Here is a 20,912-nt window from a genome sequence, read left to right on the forward strand (position 1 = left end):
CTTCAGCGTCCCGCGGCGTAGCCCTGCATGCCTCGCGGATTCGCGGCGGCGCGCCGGCGCACCCCGACGCGCGAGGCCGCGGTGAGGCGGCCCTCCGACCAGTCGGGGCCAATCTCGACGATGTGTCCGCGCTCGCGAAGATTCTCGATCGTCGCCTTGGGCACACGGTTTTCGACCACGAGCACGCCGGGACGCGCGGTGCGCGGCCAGAACGAGATTGGGAAATGCTCGGAATGCCAGGCCGGCGCATCGATCGCTTCCTGGAGATTGAGGTTGCAGTGGACGTGGCGCAGGAAGAACTGCGTGATCCACTGGTCCTGCTGATCGCCGCCGGGCGATCCCCAGGCGAGGTATGGCTCGCCGTCGCGCAGCGCCATGGTGGGTGACAGCGTCGTGCGCGGCCGCTTGCCCGGCGCGAGCGCAGCGGGATGGCCTTCCTCCAGCCAGAACATCTGGGCACGGCTGCCGAGGCAGAAGCCGAGTTCCGGAATGATCGGCGAGGATTGCAGCCAGCCGCCCGACGGGGTCGAGGACACCATGTTGCCGGCCTTGTCGATGATGTCGAAATGCACGGTGTCACCGCGCACTTCGCCGAAACGGCCCACCGTCGGCTCTCCGGCGCCGAGCGCGCCGACTGCCTCGCGCTGGCCTTCCGCGCGGCGCAGCTTGACCACACCGCCAAAGCCTTCGACAGCGCCGGGCACGAAGTCGAGCGACGCCTTGTCGGTGACCAGCTTGCGGCGCTGGTCGTTGTAGGCATCTGACAACAGTGTCGCGATCGGGATGTCGGAGAACTTGGGATCGCCGTAGAATTTTTCGCGGTCGGCGAAAGCGAGTTTTGCGCATTCGATCTGGAGATGGATGAATTCCGGTCCGGTCGGGTCGAGCCCGTCCAGTGAAAAACCCTTCAACAGTGCGAGCTGCTGCAGCGTTACCGGACCCTGACTCCAGACGCCGGCTTTGCAGACGGTGTAGCGGCCGTAGTCGTAGGTGAGCGGTGCTTCGACCGTCGGCTGCCAGCGCGCCATGTCGTCGGCGGAAAGTACGCCGCGATGCGGGGAGCCGCTGACGTCCATCACCTCCTGCGTCCGGCAGAACTTGTCGATGGCTTCTGCAACGAAGCCTTGCGACCAGGCCTTGCGCGCGCGCTCGATCTCGGCGTCGCGACCGCCACCGCCGGTCTCGGCCTCGCTGAGGATGCGGGCGTAGGTCGCGGCCAGCGTCTTGTTGGTGAAGATCGTGCCGGGCTTCGGCACCTCGCCATTCGGCAGGTAGACCGCCGCCGAAGTCGGCCAGTGCTTGCGGAACAACTGCTCGACTGTCTGGATCGTGGCGCAGGCGCGCTCGACCAGCGGATAGCCGTCGCGGGCGTAGGAAATCGCAGGCTCCAGCACGTCGCGCACGCGCATGGTGCCGTAGTCGCGCAGCAGCATCATCCAGGATTCGAACGTGCCGGGCACGCAGGCGGCAAGCAGGCCGGTACCGGGCACCATGTCGAGGCCCTCGCTCTTATAATGCGCGATGGTGGCGCGTGCCGGCGCCGGGCCCTGGCCGCAGATCACCTCGGTACGTCCGCGCTTCACGTCGTGCACGATGACAGGCACATCGCCGCCCGGGCCGTTCAAATGCGGCTCGACCACCTGAAGCGTGAACGCGGTGGCGACGCCGGCATCGAAGGCGTTGCCGCCCTTTTCCAAAATGGCCATGCCGACGGCGGTCGCGATCCAGTGCGTGGTGGCGACGACCCCGAACGTGCCCTCGATCTCGGGGCGCGTCGTGAAGGGATCGGGATTGATTTTGCTGGCCATGGCTACCTCGTTTGCGGCGCGCGCAATTGATCACATCAGGCGCTGGGATGCCAAATGCATCGGCTGCATGGCACGCGCGCGTTATGCCGGGACCGGCGCGGTGTTGACCGCATGGCAGGCGACACCGTCGATCAGCTCCGGGGTTGCCTTGCGGCAGAGGTCGAACGCCAGCGGACAGCGCGGATTGAAGGCGCAGCCGGAGGGCGGGTTGATCGGATTCGGGATCTCACCCTTCACCGGAATGCGCTGGCGGCCGCTCATCGCGAGATCGGGCACGGCGCCCAGCAGCATCTTGGTATAGGGCATGCGTGGACGGGCGAACAGCTCCCGTCCCTCTGCGATCTCCACGATCCGGCCGAGATACATCACGCCAACGCGGCTCGCCATGTGGCGGACTACGGCGAGGTTGTGGCTGATGAACATATAGGTCAGGCCGAACTTGTCCTGGAGATCGCGCATCAGGTTCAGGATCTGCGCCTGCACGGACACGTCGAGCGCCGAGGTCGGCTCGTCGCAGACGATGAGCTCGGCCTCGGAGGCGAGTGCCCGCGCGATCGCGATGCGCTGGCGCTGACCGCCGGAGAATTCATGCGGGAATTTAAGCCGGTCGTCGGGATGCAGGCCGACGAGGCTGAGCAACTCGCCGACGCGGGCCTGGATGTCGCGCTCGCCCTGGATCAGGTCGAAAGCGCGGATCGGCTCCGAAACGATGGCATCGACCCGGAAGCGCGGGTTCAGGCTCGCATAGGGATCCTGGAAGATCATCTGGATGCGGCGGCGCAGCTTCCGGCGCGCCTGGCTTTGCCGCGGATCAGTCATCGAAACGCCGTCGATCAGGACGTCGCCGGAACTCGGCGGCAACAGGCCGACCACCATCCGCGCCACTGTGGTTTTGCCCGAGCCGGACTCGCCGACCAGCGCAAACGTCTCGCCCCTCTTGATGTCGAAGGTGACGTGATCGACAGCCTTGAGATATTCGAGCTGCCCGCCCTCAAGCACGCGATTGAGCCAGGGCTTCGAAACGTCGAAGACGCGGCGAAGATTGGTGGCCTGGACGAAGGGCGCGCTCATGCCGCGGTCTCCGCCGGCGCAGTATCGTGGAGATGGCAGGCGACCGATTGCGCGCCGTGCTCCATGGGCTCCGGCCGTTCAACACGGCAACGATCAAAAGCGAAGGCGCAGCGTGGATTGAACGAGCAGCCGCGTGGGATCGCCGAGAGGCGCGGCATGGAGCCTGGGATCTGCACCAGGCGCTTGTCGTCACCCGCTAGCGTCGGGATCGCGCCCATCAGGCCCTTGGCATAGGGATGCAGCGGGTTACGCACGACGTCCTGCACCGGGCCGATCTCGGCGACGCGGCCGGCATACATCACCGCGACGCGATCGGAGGTTTCTGCGATCACGCCCATGTCGTGCGTCACCAGCATCACGGCGGTGCCGTGATCGCGTCCAAGCCGCTTGATCAGCGAGATGATCTGCGCCTGCACCGAGACGTCGAGCGCGGTGGTCGGTTCGTCGGCGATGATAAGCTCCGGCTCGGCGCAGATCGCGAGCGCAATCACGACACGCTGGCGCATGCCGCCGGAGAATTCATGCGGATAGCCGTCAATGCGCTTCTCCGGGGCAGGGATGCCGACTTCGGCGAGCAGGTCGATGGCGCGGCGGCGCGCCGCCCGTTCGGATAGATTGAGGTGGGTCCGGATCGTCTCCACGATCTGGTCGCCGACCTTGTATAGCGGATTGAGCGAGGTGAGGGGATCCTGGAAGATCATGCCGATGCGTTTTCCGCGGACGCGGCGCATTTCCTCCGGCGGCAGATTGTCGATGCGCAGGCCCGCGAGATGGATCTCTCCGCCCGCGATGCGGCCGGGCGCATCGATCAGGCCGATCACCGAGAGCCCGGTGACGGATTTGCCGGCGCCGGATTCGCCGACCACACCAAGGACTTCGCCCTTGGCGATATCGAAGGAGACGCCGTTGACGGCGCGCAGCGTACCGCGGCGAGAGGCGAACTCGACCTGGAGATTGCGCACGGAGAGGACGGGTTCGGTCATAAACGCTGCATGCTCATCGGAGTTTGGGGTTGAGGGCGTCGCGCAGCCAGTCGCCGAGCAGGTTGATCGACAGGATAAGCGCCGCGAGCGCGATGCCCGGGAACGCGACGATCCACCATTCGCCTGCGAATAGATAGCCGTTGCCGATGCGGATCAGCGTGCCGAGCGATGGCATGGTGTCGGGCATGCCCGAGCCGAGGAACGACAATGTTGCCTCGGTGATGATGGCGAGCGCGAGGTTGATGGTGGCGATCACGAGGATCGGCCCCGTGGTGTTCGGCAGCACGTGGCGCAGCATGATCACGGGGGCGGGCAAGCCAATCAATTGGGCGGCGGCGACATAATCCTTGTTCTTCTCGACCAGGACCGAGCCGCGCACGGTGCGCGCGTACTGAACCCAAAAGCTCAGGCCGATCGCGAAGACCAGGACCGCCAACATGCTCATCTCGTCGAGCTTGTTGCCAAAGACCGATTTGGCGATACCGTTGATCAAGAGCGCGATCAGGATCGCCGGGAAGGAAAGCTGCACGTCGGCGATGCGCATGATCAATCCATCCACGGCGCCGCCGAAATAGCCGGCCGTCAGCCCGAGCAGGATGCCGATCGCGCCGGAAAGCACGACGCCGAGCACGCCGACGAGAAGCGAGATGCGCAAGCCGTAAAGGATCGCGGATAGCACGTCACGGCCCTGCTCATCGGTGCCGAGCAGGAATGGGCTCTGGCCGTCGGCGGTCCAGATCGGCGAGATGCGCGAATTCATCAACTGGAGCTGCGCCGGGTCGAATGGATTTTGCACCGACAGCACCGAGGCGAAGATCGCGAGAAGAAAGAACAGCAGCGTCACGCCCGCCGCGATCATGGTGATCTTGGAGCGGCGGAACGAATAGAACAGGTCGCTGTCGAGCGCGCGCCTGAACCAGCCGGGCGCGGCCGCAGCGCGCTTCTCAGTCGTGTGTGGAACGACGGCTTCGCTCATGTCAGTGTGCCCGGCCGACCGTCGAGCGCAGTCGCGGGTCGACGATGGTGTAGAGGATATCAACCACGAGATTGATGGTGACGAAGATCAGGGACACCATCATCAGATAGGCCGCCATGATCGGAATATCGACGTTCTGAACGGCCTGCACGAACAGGAGGCCCATGCCCGGCCACTGAAACACAGTCTCGGTGATGATTGCAAAAGCAATGACCGAGCCAAACTGCAGGCCCGCCACGGTGATTACGGGAACCAGCGTGTTGCGTAGCGCGTGCCCGAAATGGATCGCCCGTGTGGTGAGCCCTCGGGCGCGGGCGAAGCGGATGTAGTCGGTGCGCAGCACTTCCAGCATCTCGGCGCGAACCAGCCGCATGATCAACGTCATCTGAAATAGCCCCAGCGTGATCGAAGGCATGATCAGCGCTTTCAAGCCTGACAATGTCAGGAGGCCCGTCGTCCACCAGCCGATGTGCACGACGTCGCCGCGACCGAACGAGGGCAGCCAGCCGAGTGTCACCGAGAACAGGTAGATCATGAGAATGCCGATCAGGAAGGTCGGCAGCGAGATGCCGATCAGCGAGACCGCCTGAAATATATGCGCCAGCCAGCTATCCCGGTGCAGCGCCGAATAGACTCCCATCAGGATGCCGCTGATCATTGCAAAGATCGTGGCGCAGATTGCGAGTTCCAGCGTCGCGGGCATTCGCTCCATCAGCAGGTTGGTGACCGGCAGGCGGAACTGGTAGGACACGCCGAACTTGAACCGTGCGGCGTCGCCGACATAGCGGCCGAACTGCACGATCACGGGATCGTCGAGGCCGAGCGACTTGCGGATCGCGGCGCGTTCGGCGCCGGACGTGTCCATTCCGACCATCTGGTTCACGGGATCGCCGGCAAAGCGGAACATCGAGAACGCGATAATCCCGACGGCGATCATGACGCCGATGGCCTGGATGGCTCGGCGCAGTGTGAAAGCGAGCATCTGTTCCTTTCACATCTCTTCAGTAGCACGCATCATCGCGTTAGCCCGAAACGGCAAGTCCCGGAAGCCAGATCTTGAAAGCGATGGCTTCCGGGACTTCACAAGATGTCGACACCTATTCGTCCTGCTTGGTCGCCCAGTAGAGCATGACCATGTTGTCCGCACGCTGGGTCAGCTTCACCTTCTTCGACACGCCCCAGGCGAGCGCCTGCTGGTGCAGCGGGATATAGGCCCAGTCCTTCATCGAGATCTCGAAGGCCTGCTTGATCAGCTGATCGCGTTTGGCCGTATCCGATTCCACCAGAACCTTGTCGGCAATCTCGTCGAACTGCTTGTTGCAATAGCCGGCGAGATTGGCCTCGCCGCGGTTGGGATCCTTGGGATCGTCACGGCAACCCATGATGTCGTGCAGTACGTTATGGGAGTCGAGCGTATCCGGGGTCCAGCCCAGCATGAACAGCGAAGTCTTGTAGCCGCCGGGCTTCAGCACCTTGGCGAAATACTGGGCCTTCGGCTGCGCCAGCAGATCCACCTTGATGTTGATGCGGGCGAGCATGCCGACGATGGCCTGGCAGATCGCCGCGTCGTTGACGTAGCGATCGTTCGGGCAGTCCATCGTGACCTCGAAGCCGTCGGCATAGCCGGCGTCGGCGAGGAGCTTCTTGGCGGCGTCGGGATCGAATTTCGGCCGGGTGAAGTCTTTCGAGAGCGCAAAGATCTCCGGTGCGACCATCAATGCGGACGGCGTGGACAGGCCGCGCATCACGCGATTCTTGATCAGGTCGACATCGATGGCCCGGTAGACGGCTTCACGGACGCGAACGTCCTTGAACGGGTTCTTGCCTTTGACATTGGAGTACAAAAGCTCGTCGCGCGCCTGATCCATGCCGACGAAGATGGTGCGGAGCTCGGGTCCCGTCAGCACGGTGGCATTGGGGCTTGCTTTGACGCGCTCGATGTCCTGGACCGGAACCGGCTCGATCACGTCGACCTCGCCCGAGAGCAGGGCCGCGACACGCGTGGCAGGGTTGGCGATCGGCGTAAAGATGATCTCCTTCAGATTGTGTTCTGGCTTGCGCCACCAGTTCGGGTTGACCTTGAAGACGGTCTTCACGCCCGGCTGATGGCTCTCGATCATGAACGGGCCAGTGCCGTTTTCATGGAGCGAGGCGTAGCTCGGGGTCGTGGCGGCCGCCGGCGTCGGTGCCACCGCATCGTTCGCCTCTGCCCATTTCTTGTCCATGATGTACCAGGTCGCCCACAACGCCGTCAGGATGGGATTGGGCGAGGTCAGGATGAAATCGACGGTGTAGTCGTCGACCTTGACGACCTTGGCATCGGCGGGGATGCGGCTCTGGAAATTCGAGCCTTTTGCCCGCACGCGCTCGGCCGAGAACACCACGTCGTCAGCGGTGAAGGGGTCGCCGTTGTGGAATTTCACGCCTTTGCGCAGGTGAAAGCGCCAGCGCGTCGGCTCCGGGGTCTCCCAGCTTTCGGCGAGCGCCGGGATGACCTTCAGGTCCTTGCCGCGGGCAACCAGGCCTTCATAGACGTGGCCGAGATGCGCACTGGTGGTCGATTCGTTCAGCGTGTAGGGGTCGAGCGATTTCAACTCACCCTGGTTGGCATAGCGCAGCGTCTGGCTCGACGCCGGCGAGACCGCCAACGCAAGCACACCGGCGAGCGTCGCCGCATACAAACTTCGTCCGATTGACATTCTTGACCCTCTTAACTCGCCCGTACCGTGATTTTTGATTGTTTGGCGGGGCTCATCGATCCATGTTGCCCAGAGTTCTCGACCCGTGCAAGCGCCATTCCAGCAAGGAACGCGCCAAGTTGCACCGCTATGCAGCAATGCTGACTGTGTGCCCTGGCATGGAGGACCGCCATTTTGGACTTTGGTTGACCATATCGGCCGATTGTCGGGTGGGGATGGCACGCCCGCATCAGGTCGCTTGCGTCGCACCACAACTCGCGGCGATACTGCCGGCAGGCTGCTCGAATCTCGTCCGGAGGGGACATGAAAGTTAATATCGAAATCGACTGCACCCCCCTCGAAGCGCGCCAGTTCTTCGGGTTGCCCGATGTGGCACCGATGCAGACAGCGGTTATGGACAAGCTCCAGCAGCAGGTCCTCAGCAACATCGAGAAGGTCTCGCCGGAATCGCTGATCCAGAGTTGGTTCACCTTCGATCCCAAGATCGCCGAGCGGTTTCAGGACATGTTCGTGACCATGGCCGGTCTCGGCAGCCCGCGCGGCGGTGACAAGAAAAAATAATGCCGGAGGGGTGCGACGGGGTGCCGGGCTCGGGTCGGCTTCGTCCGCCGCCTCTCGGCCTGTTGCTCGCGGAAGCACGCGCTCTGTTCGAATTCAACGCCAGCCTCCTGCTGACGCCGCTGCTGATGCGTGCGCCCAGGGGCGACGGGCATCCGGTGCTGGCGCTGCCCGGATTTCTCGCCAGCGATCTCTCGATGGCGCCGATGCGTCGCTATCTCGGTGATCTCGGCTATGAGACCCATGCCTGGCGGATGGGTCGCAATCTCGGCGGACTGGCGCGGGTGCGCGAAGGCCTGCGCGCCCGCCTCGCCGAAATCCACGGCGCAAGCGGACGAAAGGTCAGCCTGATCGGATGGAGTCTCGGCGGGGTCTATGCCCGCGATCTTGCGCTCCAGGCGCCCGACATGGTCCGCTATGTCATCACGCTTGGCAGTCCTTTTGCCAACGACGTGCGTGCGACCAATGCGACAGCGCTCTACGAGGCGCTCTCCGGCGAACGCGTCGCGGATTTCGCGGAAGCGCGCGAAGCGATCGCCGGCAATCTTCCGGTGCCTGCGACCTCGATCTATTCGCGCGCCGACGGTGTCGTGAACTGGCGGACCTGCCTGCTGCACCCGTCGGACCGGGCCGAGAACATCGAGGTGTATTTGGCTAGCCATGTCGGGCTCGGCGTCAACCCCGCAGCTTTGTGGGCCGTGGCGGATCGCCTCGCGCAGCCGGAGGCGGAGTTCTGGCCGTTTGACCGGGCAGGGCCGTTTGCCATTGCATATGCCCCGCCAGAGCGGGCAGTATCGGTCTGACGAGAAGCGCCGACCAAGGCGCCCGTTAAATTCTTCGGGAGGGAACAATGGCTGACGGTAAGAAGCTGTCGTCGCTGGACGCATCGTTTTTGTATCTGGAGACGCCTGAGATGCCGATGCATGTCGGCAGCATGGCGATCTTTCGCCTGCCCGACGATTACAAGGGCGACTTCTTCGAAGACTTCAAGGCGATGATCGTCTCGCGGCTGCATATCGCACCGATCCTCAAGGCCCGCCTCGAGAAGGCGCCGCTCGATATCGATCATCCGACCTGGGTGGAGGACGACCAGTTCGACATCGACCGCCACATCTTCCGCGCCAGCCTGCCGCAGCCGCGCGACCGCGCCACGCTCGAGCGCATCGTCGGCTGGATGCACGCAAAGCTTCTGAACCGCGCCCGCCCGCTGTGGGAGTTCTACGTGTTCGAGGGCATGAAGGACAACGAGGTCGGGCTCTATTCCAAGATGCACCACGCCGCCATCGACGGCGGCGCCGGTGCGGCGCTGACCAACATGATCTACGACATCTCGCCCATCCCGCGGAGGGTCGAGCCGCCGGTGGCGGGAGCCAAGCCCGGACAGGAGCCGCGCGACATCGCCGCGAACCTGCTCGATTCCTATCAGCAGCTTTTCAGCCAGCCGCTCGATGCGTCGGCGGCCGCCAAGAACCTGCAGCTGCCGCGCACCGGCAAGAGCGACATCGGCTCGATCCTGTTCGACAACGCGATGTACCAGATCGAGAGCGCGGTGCGCTTTGCCGGCAACATCCCGACCGTACTCAAGAGCGTCTCCGATGTGCTCGGCAAGATCGCCGATCCGAAGTCGCGCGAGAGCCTCGCCAGCATGGTATCGCCGCCGACCATGCTCAACAAAACGATTTCGTCGGAGCGGAGCTTTGCCGGCGTGTCGATCTCGCTGTCGCGGGCCAAGGCGCTGGCCAAGCAGGCCGGCGGCAAGCTCAACGACGTGGTGCTGGCGCTCGCCTCTGGCGTGGTCCGCCGATATCTTCAGCAATACGGCACGCTGCCGGCCAAATCCCTGACTGCCGCCGTGCCGATCTCGCTGCGCGAGGAGGGCAATACCGAGGCCAACAACCAGGTGTTCGGCATGATCTGCTCGATCGCGACCAACGTCGACGATCCCGAGGCGCGGCTGGAAGCCATCATCGCGCAGTCGACCAAATCCAAGGAGATGTCGCATCCGCTTCGCGCCCTGATGCCTCAGGTCTCCAACATCTCCATGCTGGGCGCGCCGATCATGGTGCAGATCCTGGCGCTGCTCTACAGCCGCTCGAACCTGTCCGACGTGCTGCCGCCGGCGGCCAACATCACGGTATCCAACGTGCCGGGACCGCGGCAGACGCTGTATGCTGCCGGTGCCGAGCTGCTGCACATCTTCCCGGTGTCGATCTCGACACATGGGCAGGCGCTCAACATCACGGTGCAGAGCTATCGCGACCAGCTCGATTTCGGCTTCATCGTCGGTGCCAACATCATTCCGCACGTGCAGGTGATGTGCGACATGCTGCCGGAGGAGTTTGCTGCGCTCGAAGCAGCCTATGGGTTGCCCGCGGCCGACCTCAAGGGCGCCGCCGAATAGGAATTTTGTGATGATTGAAATGCCGCCGCTCCAGTTCGCGACGACGAACGGAATCCGCATGGGCTATTACGAGGCTGGTCCGGCCGGTGACAAGCCGCCGGTCGTGCTCTGCCACGGCTGGCCCGAACTCGCTTTCTCCTGGCGCCACCAGATCAAGGCGTTGAGCGAAGCCGGTATCAGGGTGATCGCGCCGGACCAGCGCGGCTATGGCGCGACCGACCGGCCCGAGCCGGTCGAGGCCTATGACATGGAGCATTTGACCGGAGATCTGGTCGGGCTGCTCGACCATCTCAACATCGAGAAGGCAATCTTCGTCGGCCACGATTGGGGCGGCTTCGTCGTCTGGCAGATGCCGCCGCGACATCCCTCGCGCGTCGCTGGTGTCGTGGGCGTCAACACCCCGCATTGGGACCGTGCGCCGCTGGATCCGATCGCGCTGTTTCGGCAGCGCTTCGGCGACCAGATGTACATCGTCCAGTTTCAGGATCCCGCGCGCGAGCCGGACAGGATTTTTGGCGGCCGCGTCGAGCAGACCTTTGATGCCTTCATGCGCAAGCCGCTGCCGCGGCCGACGGAGAAATCAGGGGAGCCGCCAATCGTGGGTGTCGGCGCCTCGTCCAAGACAAATCTGGCATTCCCGCAGATGATCGCGGCCTATGATGCCAAGGTCGATCCGCGCACGCCGATCCTGTCGGCAGACGAGAAGAAGGTGTTCGTCGATACCTTCACGAAGACCGGCTTCACAGGCGGCATCAACTGGTATCGCAATTTCACCCGCAACTGGGAGCGCTCGAAGGGGCTCGACCACCACATCTACGTGCCGTCGCTGATGATCATGGCCGAGAACGATGCCGTGCTGCCGCCATCGGCGGCCGACGGCATGGAGAGACTGGTGGCCGACCTCGAGAAGTACCTGGTGAAAGACAGCGGCCATTGGACGCAGCAGGAGAAGCCGGAAGAGGTCAGCGCCATCTTGATCGAATGGCGTAGAAGGCGGTTTGGGTAATCCGTCATTGCGAGCGAAGCGACGAAGCAATCCAGAAATGTATCCGCGGAGACGGTCTGGATTGCTTCGTCGCTTCGCTTCTCGCAATGACGACGTTGAAGACCGAGGCAGGGGGGAAGCGCTTCAAATGTCATCCAAGAACCGTCTGGACCCGATTCCGCATCCGCCGACCAAGCCGGTAGTCGGCAACATGCTGTCGCTGGACTCGGCTGCACCGGTGCAACACCTGACACGGCTCGCGAGGGAGCTGGGCCCGATCTTCTGGCTCGACATGATGGGCTCGCCGATCGTCGTCGTCTCCGGTCACGATCTGGTCGATGAGCTCTCCGACGAAAAACGCTTCGACAAGACCGTCCGCGGCGCGTTGCGGCGCGTGCGCGCGGTTGGCGGGGATGGGCTGTTTACGGCTGACACCAGGGAGCCGAACTGGAGCAAGGCGCACAACATCTTGCTCCAGCCGTTCGGCAACCGCGCGATGCAATCCTATCATCCGAGCATGGTCGATATCGCCGAGCAGCTCGTCCACAAATGGGGGCGCCTGAACGCCGACGACGAGATTGACGTCGTCCACGACATGACCGCGCTGACCCTGGACACGATCGGCCTGTGCGGCTTCGACTACCGCTTCAATTCGTTCTACCGGCGCGATTACCATCCGTTCGTCGAATCGCTGGTGCGCTCGCTCGAAACCATCATGATGACGCGTGGCCTGCCGTTCGAGCAGCTCTGGATGCAGAAGCGTCGGAAGACGCTGAGCGAGGACGTCGCCTTCATGAACAAGATGGTCGACGAGATCATTGCCGAGCGCCGCAAGAGCGCCGAAGGAATCGACGACAAGAAGGACATGCTGGCAGCGATGATGACCGGCGTCGACCGCGCGACCGGCGAGCAACTCGATGACGTCAACATTCGCTACCAGATCAACACCTTCCTGATTGCGGGCCACGAGACCACCAGCGGCCTATTGTCCTACGCGCTCTATGCGCTGCTGAAGCATCCGGACATCCTCAAGAAGGCGTATGATGAGGTCGATCGCGTCTTCGGTCCCGACCTCAATGCGAAGCCGACCTACCAGCAGGTGACGCAACTCGCCTACATCACGCAGATCCTGAAGGAGGCGCTGCGGCTGTGGCCGCCGGCGCCCGCTTATGGCATCTCGCCGCTCAACGACGAGACCATCGGTGGCGGCAAGTACAAGCTCCGGAAGGGCACCTTCACCACGATCCTGGTGACCGCGCTGCATCGCGATCCCAGCGTTTGGGGGCCCAACCCCGATACTTTCGATCCCGAGAATTTCAGCCGTGAGGCCGAGGCGAAGCGTCCGATCAATGCCTGGAAGCCGTTCGGGAATGGCCAGCGCGCCTGCATCGGCCGCGGCTTCGCCATGCACGAAGCTGCACTCGCGCTTGGCATGATCCTGCAGCGCTTCAAGCTGATCGACCATCAGCGCTACCAGATGCACCTGAAGGAAACGCTGACGATGAAGCCGGAAGGCTTCAAGATCAAGGTGCGTCCGCGCACCGACCGCGAGCGCGGTGCCTATGGCGGGCCGATTGCGGCTGCGGTTTCGGCGCCGAAGGCGCCGCGTCAGCCGACCACCCGTCCCGGTCACAACACGCCGATGTTGGTGCTCTACGGCTCCAATCTCGGTACCGCCGAGGAACTCGCGACGCGCATGGCGGATCTTGCCGAGATCAACGGCTTCGCCGTGCATCTCGGGCCGCTCGACGACTATGTCGGCAAGCTGCCGCAGGAAGGCGGCGTGCTCATCATTTGCGCCTCCTACAACGGCGCACCGCCCGACAATGCGACGCAATTCGTCAAATGGCTCGGCGACGATCTGCCCAAGGATGCCTTCGCCAATGTGCGATATGCTGTTTTCGGCTGCGGCAACAGCGATTGGGCCGCGACCTATCAATCGGTGCCGCGCTTCATCGACGAGCAATTGTCCAAGCACGGCGCACGCGCGGTCTATCCGCGTGGCGAGGGTGATGCGCGAAGCGATCTCGACGGCCAGTTCCAGAAGTGGTTCCCGGCGGCCGCGCAGGTCGCGACCAAGGAATTTGGCATCGACTGGAATTTCACTCGCACCGCGGAGGACGATCCGCTCTATGTAATCGAGCCGGTCGCGGTGACTGCAGTCAACGCTATCGTGGCCCAGGGCGGCGCGGTGGCGATGAAGGTGCTGGTCAATGACGAGCTTCAGAACAAATCAGGCGCCGATCCATCGGAGCGCTCGACGCGCCATATCGAGGTGCAACTGCCGACCAACGTCAGCTATCGCGTCGGCGATCACCTCAGCGTCGTTCCCCGGAACGATCCGACGCTGGTGGACTCCGTTGCGCGCCGCTTCGGCTTCCTACCGGCTGACCAAATCAGGCTGCAAGTTGCCGAAGGCCGCCGCGCGCAATTGCCGGTCGGCGAGGCCGTATCCGTCGGACGCCTGCTCAGCGAGTTCGTAGAGCTGCAGCAGGTCGCAACGCGCAAGCAGATCCAAATCATGGCGGAGCATACCCGCTGTTCGGTTACGAAGCCGAAGCTCTTGGCCTTTGTCGGCGAGGAGGCAGAGCCGCTGGAGCGCTATCGCAACGAAATCCTGGGCAGGCGCAAATCGGTGTTCGACCTGCTGCTCGAATATCCCGCCTGCGAATTACCATTCCACGTCTATCTGGAAATGCTCTCGCTGCTGGCGCCGCGCTACTACTCGATCTCGTCCTCGCCGTCGGTGGATCCAATGCGCTGCAGCGTCACGGTCGGCGTGGTCGAAGGGCCGGCTGCCTCTGGACGCGGTATCTACAGAGGTATCTGCTCGAATTATCTCGCCAATCGGCGCGCGGGCGATACGGTCTATGCCAGCGTCCGCGAAACCAAGGCCGGCTTCCGCCTGCCGGATGATCCATCGGTGCCGATCATCATGATCGGCCCGGGCACAGGCCTCGCGCCGTTTCGCGGCTTTCTCCAGGAGCGTGCCGCGCGCAAGGCGAAGGGCGCCAGCCTCGGACCGTCCATGCTGTTTTTCGGCTGCCGCCATCCCGAGCAGGATTTTCTCTATGCGGATGAACTGAAGGCACTGGCAGCAAGCGGCATTACCGAGCTCTTCACCGCGTTCTCGCGCGCGGATAGCCCGAAGACCTATGTCCAGCACGTCCTCGCTGCGCAGAAGGACAAGGTCTGGCCCCTGGTCGAGCAGGGCGCAATTATTTACGTCTGCGGCGACGGCAGCAGGATGGAGCCCGACGTGAAGGCCGCGCTGGTCGCGATCTACCGCGAAAAGAGCGGCAGCGATGCGGCTGCTACCGCGCGCTGGATCGAGGAGATGGGCACGAATAACCGCTACGTGCTGGACGTCTGGGCGGGAGGGTAGCCGCCGCCCAATCGTGCTAAACGTCTCGCATGATTCCCTGGGAAAAGCTCGACACCGCCAAGATCCCCGGCTCCGACGAAGAGCTTCGCCTGATGCGGCGCGGCAAGGAGTTTTCCATCAAGCTCGGCACCAACGAGCTGATGAACAACCGCTTGTCGGGCTCGGAAGCCGCGCTCGCAACGCTCGCGGCGAAGCAGATCGAGACGGTCGCCAAGCCCGTCGTCCTGATCGGTGGCCTCGGTATGGGCTTTACGCTGCGTGCGGCACTTGCCGTGCTCGGAAGCGAAGCGAAGATCGTGGTCTCCGAGCTCGTCCCGGCCGTCGTGACCTGGGCGCGCGGCCCGATGGCGGAGGTCTTCGGCGACAGCCTCGATGATGCCAGGGTGAGCATCCGCGAAATCGATGTCGGCGAAATCATCCGGACGAAGAGTGCGGCCTTCGACGCCATTCTGCTCGACGTTGACAACGGCCCGGAAGGGCTGACCCGGAAGGGTAATGATGCGCTCTACAGTGCGAGCGGCTTGACGGCAGCCAAGGCCGCGCTACGGCCGAGTGGCGTGCTCGCTGTTTGGTCGTCTGGCCCCAATCCCGCATTCACAAAGCGTCTCGGCCGCGCCGGCTTCGACGTCAACGAGGTCAATGTCCGCGCCACCGGTAGAGGCGGCGGCGCGCGTCACGTGATCTGGATCGCAAAGAAAGCTTAAGCCGCTCGCGCCGCCGCGCCATGCGCATGCTTGTCGATGGCGCCGATGATCTCCGGCCAGAACCGCATCGGCAGCGCATGGCCCATGCCTTCGATCATCACCAGCTTCGCGCCCGGAATTGAGGCGGCAGTATCCTTGCCACCCTCGGGATGGACCAGCGGGTCGACCGTGCCGTGGATCACGAGCGTTGGCGTCTTGATGGCGTGTAGGCGGTCCTTGCGGCTGCCGGAGGCGAGCACGGCGCGGAGCTGACGGCCGACGCCGGCCGGATTGAGCCCGCGGGCGAAGACGCGTTCGGCTCGGCCCAGATCGAGCGCTTCTTCCTCCGGGAAGGAGCCGACGCGCAAGGTCTTCCAGGTCTGGCCGAAGCGGGTGATGAACTCCTCCTTGCTGCGTGGCGGCGGTGCCATCAGCATGGCGGCGGCCTCACGCGTGGGGGGCGGCACGCGCGGATTGCCCGTGGTCGACATGATCGAGGTCAGCGAGCGCACGCGCTGCGGAAACGACAGCGCCACCTCCTGCGCGATCATGCCGCCCATTGAGGCGCCGACCAGATGGGCCGACTTGATTCCGAGCGCATCCATCAGGCCGACCGTGTCCTTGGCCATGTCGATCAGCTTGTAGGTTGCGGCCACGGGAATTCTGAGGAAGCGCAGTTTCATCAGTTCGAGCGGGGTCAGCCGTTTGCCGCCGGTGAGATGGCTCGACTTGCCGATATCGCGATTGTCGAAACGGATCACGCGAAAGCCGCGCGCGGCGAGCTGCTCGCAGAATGTATCGTCCCAATGGATCATCTGCGCCCCGAGTCCCATGATCAGCAGCAGCGGCTCGGCGTGGTCATTGCCAAAAATCTCGTAACAGATGTCGATGCCGTTGGCGCGGACGGTCTGTGGCGGTTGATGGGCGGAGGCATTCACCGGCGTGTTCCCTTGCTGGCAGGTCGGAATTGTATCGCATGGTTTGCCGCCGCAAAGAAGCCGCGCGTGCGACATCGCCCCGTCGCTTAGCCGTTGACCGGCCCGTCGCAACGGTGTGGTATGGCGACAAAAGAAGGGCACAAGAAGCCCTCGTGACCTGGAGGACGCCGATGACCGACAAGATCACCGACCCTGTCGCCCTGTGGCAGAAGATGGTTGGGGAGATGGAGAAGGGCTTCAACTCGTTTGCCACCAAAGCGATGGAGACGCCCGAGTTCTCGCAGGCCATGAACCGGGCCGGCGGCGCCGCTGCGGGCGCTCAGAAGCAGTTCGGCGATCTCATGGAGAAGTATCTGCTCTCGATGAATCTGCCGAGCCGCGAACAAATGACAGGCATCGCCGAGCGGCTGCAGTCGATCGAGGGGCAACTCGGCGAGATCAAGATGATGCTGAGTCAGATGTCGACCAATTCTGCGGGGTCTCCGATCGGTGCGGCGCCGCGGCCGCCGCGCACGAAACGCCCGCCATCGGAAGGCGGAGGGCCAAAATGAACGCGCCGGGAGGCCTTGATTTCGCGGCGATCCCGGACCGCATCCAGGCCGAGGTGCAGCGCGCCATCATGCGCAGCATCAAGGGTGTCGAATATTTCGCGACCTCCGGCCCGACGCTCGGATCGACCCCGAAAGACGTGCTGCACTCGCGCGGCACGATGAGCCTCTATCACTATCGGCCGATGTCGGACGAGATCTACCGGGTACCGGTGCTGATCGTGATGGCGACCACGAATCGCGGCTACATCCTCGATCTGGTGCCCGGCCAGAGTTTTATCGAGTTCCTGCTGAGGCGCGGCTACGACGTCTATATGCTCGACTGGAGCGCGCCGCGGCCGGAGGAGAGGAGCCTGCGGATGGAGGATTATGTCCTCGACTTCATCCCGGACTGCGTCCGACGGGTGCAGGCGGATTCCGGCGAGCAGGACGTCTCCATCATCGGCTATTGCTTCGGCGGCGTGCTGTCGCTGCTCTACGGCTCGATCTTTCCGGACGGGCCGATGAAGAACCTGATCTGCTTCACCACGCCGATCGACTTTCGCGAGATGAAGCTGTTCTCGAATTTCTCCGACCGCCGCTATTTCGATGTCGACCGCCTCGTCGACAGCGTCGGCAACGTGCCGCCGGAGATGATTTTGTCGTCGTTCGAGATGCTGCGTCCGGCCTCGCGCACGGTGAGCCAGATCCAGCTCTGGGAAAACATCTGGAACGACGAGTTCGTGAAGTCGTACCGGATGTTCGACCGCTGGGCGACCGACACGCTGCCGCTGGCGGGCGAATATTTTCGCACCATCACCAAGGACCTGATGTGGGACAACAAGCTCTACAACGACACCATGTCGGTTGGCGGCAGGCCAGCGAAGCTCGAGAATATCAAGGTGCCGATCCTGCATGCGGTCGCCGAGCACGATCACATCGTGCCCTATGATGCGGCAAAACATCTGATCGCAAAGATCGGCTCCGCGGACAAGGAAGAGGTGGTGCTGAAGGGCGGGCACGTCTCCCTCGTCGCCGGCGCCAACGCGGTGAAGCGGCTATGGCCGAAACTGGATTCCTGGTTGGGGAAGAGATCGACATGAGCGAGCAGCGTTCCTACCCGCGTCACGTCAAGACGGATGCCGGCGATATCGAGATCCGCCTGATGTCGCCGTCCGACGAGGCCGCCGTGCTGGCCTTCGGCAAGGCGCTCCCGACCCATGACCTGCTGTTCCTGCCGCGCAACATCAGCGAGCCGAAGGTGCTGTCCGCCTGGGTCAAGGAGATCGAGCGCGGCGCGATCCAGAGCCTGCTCGCGGTGAAAGACGGCAAGGTCGTCGGCTGCGGCACCTTGGTGCGCGATCCGCATTCCTGGTCGCCTCATGTCGGCGAGATCCGGATGGTGGTTTCGTCCGAGGTGCGCGGGAAGGGAGTGGGGAAGGCGCTGTCGCAGGAGACCTTTGCGCTCGCGCTCGGGGCAGGCCTGGAGAAGCTCTCGGTGCAGATGACGGTCGACCAGCAGGCCGCGATCGCGCTGTTCGAGAGCCTCGGCTTCAAGGCTGAGGCGCTGTTGCGGGATCATGTCCGGGACGTCGACGGCAAGACCCACGACATCGTCGTGCTCGGCCACAACATCGCGCAGGTCCAGGCCCAGATGGAGGCTTACGGGTTGCCAGGCGCTGTCCAGCACTAAAAGGCGCTGTCCAGCACTAAAAGCGCAGTTCCAGCACCGAGCCGTCATCCGGCGGCCAAAAACCGGAAATCAACCCCATGCACAGTAGGCCCGCGGGGCCAGGGAGGCATCAGGATGCCTCTCTTGTAGGCTGTTCACGATTTCGTGATATCGCAATGCAACAAGAATATTGCATCGCACAATCAACTATGGGATATAAGACCTGCCCCGGGCCATCGAGGACGGGGTGAGCCCATAGCTCAGACCAATGAGGATGGAGAGAACCCCATGACCACCGAAACCAACACCACCTTCGAGGGCTTCAAAGACGCTTTCAAGAACATCCAGAATCTGGAAGTTCCCGAGGCCGCCCGCGAATTCGTCAAGAAGACCGCCAACACCGCCAAAGACCGTGCTGCCGAGGTGTTCGCTGGCTCCGAGCGCGTGACCGCCGCCGTCGAGAACGCGGTGACCGAGTCCGTTGCTGAAGCCGGCAAGATCAGCCGCAACATCCAGCAGGCGATCCATGAGGACGCCGAGGCGTTCTTCTCGAGCATCGACAAGCTGGCGTCCGCCAAGTCGTTTAGCGAAGCCGTCGAGATCCAGTCGAGCCTGCTCCGCGCTCGCGGCGAAGTGTTCGTCTCGCGCGCCAAGGCGACCGCCGACTATCTCGGCAAGCTCGCCGCCAACGGTGCCAAGTCCGCTCAGGACAACTTTGCCAAGGTCTACAACAAGACCGCCTGATTGTGTGGTTGAGTTTGGTTGCGTTGAGTTGAAACTGTGTTTTGAGGCCCGCTTCGGCGGGCCTTTTGTTGTTGCGCTGCCGTCATTGCGAGGAGCCCTTGCGACGAAGCAATCCAGAATGTCACCGCTGAGGGATTCTGGATTGCTTCGCTTCGCTCGCAATGACGAGTAGGGTGATGGGGTGATGACTCGCCCCGCCACCTTCTCCTTCGATTCCCCCGGCGATGCCGAACGCGCGGCGGAGCTGCGTCGCGTGAAAGCGCTGGCGGCGCTGGTGCTGGCCTCGACGCTGGCGCTCTTTATCGTCGCAAAATGGCTGCTGCCCGTGCATCCCATGTTCGGGTTCATCGCCGCCTTCGCGGAGGCCGCAACCATCGGCGGGCTCGCCGACTGGTATGCTGTGGTCGCGCTGTTCAAACGGCCGCTCGGCCTGCCGATCCCGCACACTGCGATCATCCAGAGCAATCAGGCCCGCATCGCCGACAAGCTCGGCGAGTTCATCCAGGTGCATTTCCTCGAGGCCGGCCCGGTCGAGGCCAAGCTGAAAGAGATCGATTTCGGCTCCTTCGTCGCCGACTGGCTGCGCGATCGCAAGCGCAGCAATGACCTTGCGCGCTTCGCGCTCCGCCTGCTGCCGGAGGCGGTCTCCGCGACGGAAAGCTCCGGCCTCATGAATTTCATCATCCGCCGCATGTCCTCGCAGATTCAGGCGGTCGATCTCGCGCCGCTCGCGGCCGGCACACTGCGCGGTTTCGTGGCGGAGGGCCGGCACCAGATCCTGTTCGACGATCTCCTGCGCGTGATGCACGAGACGTTGACCCAGAAAGAGACCATGTCGATGATCCGCGAGAAGGTGCGCGCGGAATTGCCGACACTGCTCAAGCTCTATCGCGCCGACAAATTCCTGGTGAACAAGATCGTGTCGTCGGCCACCGCCTTCTTCAACGAGGTGCGCAGCGATCCCAAACATCCGTTCCGCGGCGAGTTCGATCGCATGGTGCTGAGCTTCGTCGACCGGCTTGGCACCGACCAGGCCTATATCGACCGCATCGATGGCCTGAAGCGAGATCTCCTGGCGCGCCCCGAGCTTGCCGATCTCGCCCGCACCGTCTGGGCCAACACGCGCTCGTTCATCGAGCGCAGTGCGTCCGGCGAGACCCAAGTGCTGCAGCATCATCTCGCCGGCATGTTTGTTTCGGCGGGCGAAGCCCTCGCCGGCGATGCCGAGCTGCGCGGTGAAATCAACAAGGGCCTGGTGACGGTGCTGCGCAGTTTCGTCGCCGACCAGAAGAGCGGCGTCTCGACGTTCATCTCCGATCAGGTCAAGGCGTGGAACATGGCGCAGCTGATCTCGCTGATCGAAATCAACATCGGCCGCGACCTGCAATACATCCGCTTCAACGGTTCGCTGATTGGCGGCCTCGCGGGATTGGCGCTCTACTCCGTAGAATTCCTGCTTCGATTGTTGTGACTTTTGCGTCA

General features: G+C 63.4%; 18 protein-coding genes. 11 read left to right on the forward strand and 7 right to left on the reverse strand.

The features are described from left to right. Window positions 1-2: 2 nt before the first annotated feature. The 6 genes from XH88_RS21045 to XH88_RS21070 form a co-directional block, all read right to left on the reverse strand. The gene (locus XH88_RS21045; protein WP_271670152.1) at window positions 3-1,808 is read right to left on the reverse strand and encodes a gamma-glutamyltransferase family protein; all 1,806 of its coding nucleotides are present in this window, start codon (window positions 1,806-1,808) and stop codon (window positions 3-5) included. An 81-nt stretch (window positions 1,809-1,889) separates the two neighbouring features. Further along, window positions 1,890-2,879: an ABC transporter ATP-binding protein gene (locus XH88_RS21050; protein WP_271670153.1), complete on the reverse strand. Its 990-nt coding sequence runs from the start codon at window positions 2,877-2,879 to the stop codon at window positions 1,890-1,892. Further along, entirely contained in the window at window positions 2,876-3,862 is a 987-nt protein-coding gene (locus XH88_RS21055) for an ABC transporter ATP-binding protein (RefSeq protein WP_271670154.1), read from the reverse strand. The genes XH88_RS21050 and XH88_RS21055 overlap by 4 nt, the downstream gene beginning before the upstream one ends. Before the next feature lie 13 nt (window positions 3,863-3,875). After that, window positions 3,876-4,838, reverse strand: a complete 963-nt coding sequence (locus XH88_RS21060; protein ID WP_271670155.1) for an ABC transporter permease — start codon at window positions 4,836-4,838, stop codon at window positions 3,876-3,878. Window position 4,839: 1 nt separating this feature from the next. Continuing rightward, window positions 4,840-5,820, reverse strand: a complete 981-nt coding sequence (locus tag XH88_RS21065) for an ABC transporter permease (protein ID WP_271670156.1) — start codon at window positions 5,818-5,820, stop codon at window positions 4,840-4,842. 115 nt (window positions 5,821-5,935) lie between these two features. Then, the gene (locus XH88_RS21070; protein WP_271670157.1) at window positions 5,936-7,537 is read right to left on the reverse strand and encodes an ABC transporter substrate-binding protein; all 1,602 of its coding nucleotides are present in this window, start codon (window positions 7,535-7,537) and stop codon (window positions 5,936-5,938) included. 303 nt (window positions 7,538-7,840) lie between these two features. On the opposite strand from XH88_RS21070, the gene XH88_RS21075 reads away from it, so the two are divergent. From XH88_RS21075 to XH88_RS21100, 6 genes are all read left to right on the forward strand, one after another. Beyond that, a complete protein-coding gene (locus tag XH88_RS21075; protein ID WP_092295962.1) occupies window positions 7,841-8,098 on the forward strand; it encodes a DUF6489 family protein in 258 nt (85 codons plus the stop codon). Next, a complete protein-coding gene (locus XH88_RS21080; protein WP_271670158.1) occupies window positions 8,098-8,898 on the forward strand; it encodes an esterase/lipase family protein in 801 nt (266 codons plus the stop codon). Before XH88_RS21075 ends, XH88_RS21080 begins: the two co-directional genes overlap by 1 nt. A gap of 47 nt (window positions 8,899-8,945) precedes the next feature. Beyond that, window positions 8,946-10,496 carry a wax ester/triacylglycerol synthase family O-acyltransferase gene (locus tag XH88_RS21085; protein WP_271670159.1) on the forward strand — a complete coding sequence of 517 codons (1,551 nt, stop codon included), beginning with the start codon at window positions 8,946-8,948 and terminating at the stop codon, window positions 10,494-10,496. Between the two features lie 10 nt (window positions 10,497-10,506). After that, window positions 10,507-11,502 (forward strand): alpha/beta fold hydrolase, encoded by a 996-nt coding sequence (locus XH88_RS21090; protein ID WP_271670160.1) that lies wholly within the window; start codon window positions 10,507-10,509, stop codon window positions 11,500-11,502. A 127-nt stretch (window positions 11,503-11,629) separates the two neighbouring features. After that, the gene (locus XH88_RS21095; RefSeq protein ID WP_271670161.1) at window positions 11,630-14,866 is read left to right on the forward strand and encodes a bifunctional cytochrome P450/NADPH--P450 reductase; all 3,237 of its coding nucleotides are present in this window, start codon (window positions 11,630-11,632) and stop codon (window positions 14,864-14,866) included. 29 nt (window positions 14,867-14,895) lie between these two features. Then, window positions 14,896-15,570 (forward strand): spermidine synthase, encoded by a 675-nt coding sequence (locus XH88_RS21100; RefSeq protein ID WP_271670162.1) that lies wholly within the window; start codon window positions 14,896-14,898, stop codon window positions 15,568-15,570. Here XH88_RS21100 and XH88_RS21105 read toward each other — a convergent pair. Further along, window positions 15,567-16,487, reverse strand: a complete 921-nt coding sequence (locus XH88_RS21105) for an alpha/beta fold hydrolase (protein ID WP_271670163.1) — start codon at window positions 16,485-16,487, stop codon at window positions 15,567-15,569. The two genes, XH88_RS21100 and XH88_RS21105, sit on opposite strands and share 4 nt — an antisense overlap. A 170-nt stretch (window positions 16,488-16,657) precedes the next feature. Here XH88_RS21105 and XH88_RS21110 point away from each other — a divergent pair, with 170 nt between their 5' ends. The 5 genes from XH88_RS21110 (at window position 16,658) to XH88_RS21130 (ending at window position 20,901) form a co-directional block, all read left to right on the forward strand. Continuing rightward, window positions 16,658-17,038 (forward strand): hypothetical protein, encoded by a 381-nt coding sequence (locus XH88_RS21110; protein WP_271670164.1) that lies wholly within the window; start codon window positions 16,658-16,660, stop codon window positions 17,036-17,038. Beyond that, on the forward strand, window positions 17,035-18,117 hold the full coding sequence (locus XH88_RS21115; protein WP_271670165.1) for a PHA/PHB synthase family protein: 1,083 nt from the start codon (window positions 17,035-17,037) through the stop codon (window positions 18,115-18,117). Before XH88_RS21110 ends, XH88_RS21115 begins: the two co-directional genes overlap by 4 nt. Continuing rightward, window positions 18,114-18,707, forward strand: coding sequence for a GNAT family N-acetyltransferase (locus tag XH88_RS21120; protein WP_271670166.1), 594 nt, complete (start codon window positions 18,114-18,116; stop codon window positions 18,705-18,707). The genes XH88_RS21115 and XH88_RS21120 overlap by 4 nt, the downstream gene beginning before the upstream one ends. Window positions 18,708-18,974: 267 nt before the next feature. Beyond that, on the forward strand, window positions 18,975-19,430 hold the full coding sequence (locus XH88_RS21125; RefSeq protein WP_271670167.1) for a phasin: 456 nt from the start codon (window positions 18,975-18,977) through the stop codon (window positions 19,428-19,430). A gap of 184 nt (window positions 19,431-19,614) precedes the next feature. Further along, window positions 19,615-20,901, forward strand: a complete 1,287-nt coding sequence (locus tag XH88_RS21130) for a DUF445 domain-containing protein (protein WP_271670168.1) — start codon at window positions 19,615-19,617, stop codon at window positions 20,899-20,901. Window positions 20,902-20,912 lie beyond the last annotated feature (11 nt).

The sequence above is a fragment of the Bradyrhizobium sp. CCBAU 51627 genome, assembly GCF_028128765.1.
Classification (GTDB): domain Bacteria; phylum Pseudomonadota; class Alphaproteobacteria; order Rhizobiales; family Xanthobacteraceae; genus Bradyrhizobium.